At 62.5% G+C, this 2,518-nt stretch carries 1 protein-coding gene and 1 pseudogene; both read left to right on the top strand.

Going from position 1 to position 2,518, the window contains the following annotated elements; all coding sequences use genetic code 11:
• Positions 1 to 528 (top strand): annotated as a pseudogene (locus tag AC1DIX_RS27315) (aminopeptidase); the annotation flags it as partial.
• A gap of 119 nt (positions 529 to 647) precedes the next feature.
• On the top strand, positions 648 to 2,518 hold a 1,871-nt coding region (locus tag AC1DIX_RS27320; protein WP_477328445.1), incomplete at its 3' end, for a M1 family metallopeptidase.

Below are 2,518 nucleotides of genomic sequence, written 5' to 3' on the forward strand. Positions count from 1 at the left end.
AGCGCCGAGCGCCGCGTCGATGCGCATCCTGAACTCAAGGACTTCTACAACGAGCACGACGACTTCACGGTCACCAACAAGGACCGCAACAAGTACAACGAGGCGATGGAAGGCCTGGAGGATTGGGAAAAGGCGCTGCTGAAGGAAGGCAAGCACCTCTACCTGGTCGACTTCAGCAACAAGGGCGGCCTGGTGACGCCGCTGATCCTCGAGATCACGCTCGCCAGCGGCAAGAAGTACGTCGAGCGCGTGCCGGCCGAAGTGTGGCGCTACAACCCGAAGAAGATCACGAAGCTGATCATCACGGACGAACCGATGACCAGCCTGGTGCAGGACCCGTACTGGGAAACCGCGGACACCGACCAGAGCGACAACGCCTGGCCGCGCCGTGCGACCCCGTCGCGCCTGGAGTTGTTCAAGTCGCAGCGCGGTGGCGGTGACGACATGATGCGCGACTATAATGAGAAGCTGAAGACCAAGGACGCCAAGCCGGAAGTCAAGGCCGCTGCCGACGCAGCAGCCAAGTAATGCCGTAGGGTGGGCACCCCGTGCCCACGCGTGACGCTTGCATGATGCCGGCGTCCGCGTGGGTACGGTGTGCCCACCCTGCATTTKGGGACCACAAAAACATACATATAACGAGAGACATGAATTTCAAACGCCTGCCCGCCAGCCTCGCCGCACTCACCCTGGTTGCTTCCCTCGCCCACGCAGCCGAACCTTTCGAAGACAAGTTCCGTCAGCTCGACGAACTGCTGCCCACGCCCACCGACACCCGCACCGCATCGGGTGCACCGGGTCACGCCTACTGGCAGCAGCGCGYCGACTACAAGATCCGCGCCCGCCTGGACGAAACCAATCACGCCATCACCGGCAGCGAGACCGTCACCTATCACAACAACTCGCCGGACACGCTGAACTACCTGTGGCTGCAGCTCGACCAGAACCTGTTCAAGCCGAACTCCGGCGCGCGCACCACCGCCACCGTGATGTCGCGCGAGGCCTGGGCGAAAGCCACTCCCGAAACGGGCGTGAAGTTCGACGGCATGCGCACCATGCTGGAATCGCGCCTCTTCGACGGCGGCTTCAACATCACCGCGGTGAAGGATGCCGGCGGCGCCCCGCTCCGTTACGTCATCAACGGCACCATGATGCGCATCGACCTGCCGCAGGCGATGAAGCCGGGTTCGAAGCTGGCCTTCGCGGTCGAATGGAACTACAAGATCAACGACCAGAAGGTGGTGCACGGCCGCTCGGGCTACGAGACCTTCGACGACAAGAACGACCTGTTCGCGATCGCGCAATGGTTCCCGCGCATGGCCGCCTACTACGACGCCCACGGCTGGCAGCACAAGCAGTTCCTCGGCGCCGGTGAATTCACGCTGGAATTTGGCGACTACGACGTCGAGCTGACGGTCCCGGCCGACCACATCGTCGCCGCCACCGGCGAACTGCAGAACCCGGACGCCGTGCTCACGCCGGCCCAGCGCGAGCGCCTGAAGCAGGCCCGCACTGCCAAACAGCCGGTGCTGATCGTGACCCAGGCCGAGGCCGAAGCCAAGGAAAAGACCCGGCTTGAGGGCAGCAGGACCTGGCGCTTCAAGGCGAAGAACGTGCGCGACTTCGCGTTCGCCTCGAGCCGCAAGTTCATCTGGGACGCACAGGGCTTCAAGAAGGAAGGCACGGATGCGCTGGCGATGTCCTACTACCCGAAGGAAGGCAATCCGCTGTGGGGCAAGTACTCGACCCACGCGGTGGTGCACACCCTCGACCAGTACAGCAAATACTCCTTCGACTATCCCTACCCGGTCGCCATTTCGGTCAACTTCGACGTCGGCGGCGGCATGGAATATCCGATGATCTCGTTTAACGCGCCGCGTCCGACCAAGGACAAGAAGACCGGCGAGATCACCTATTCGAAGAACGCCAAGTACGGCCTGATCGGCGTGGTGATCCACGAAGTCGGCCACAACTACTTCCCGATGGTGGTCAACTCGGACGAGCGCCAGTGGACCTGGATGGACGAGGGCCTGAACAGCTTCCTGGAGTTCCTGGCGGAAGAAGCCTGGGAAGAGAAATTCCCGGTCCAGTGGGGCGAGGCGCGCCTGATCGCCGGCTACATGAAGAGCCAGAACCAGGTGCCGATCATGACCAACTCGGAATCCCTGGTCCAGTTCCTCAACAATGCCTACGCCAAGCCGGCCACCGCCCTCAACGTGCTGCGCGAGACCGTGCTGGGCCGCGAACTGTTCGACTTCGCCTTCCGCGAATACGCGCGCCGCTGGAAATTCAAGCGTCCGACCCCGGCCGACTTCTTCCGCACCATGGAAGACGCTTCCGGCACGGACCTCGACTGGTTCTGGCGCGGCTGGTTCTACACTACCGATCACGTGGACGTGAGCGTAGACGGTATCAGCGAGTACACGATCGGCACCAAGGATCCGGAAATCGAGAAGAAGTGGAAGAAATCCCTGAAGGACCAGGAGCCGGTGTCGATCACCGACCAGCGCAACAAGGG

This window comes from Massilia sp. 05N420 (genome assembly GCF_056397205.1).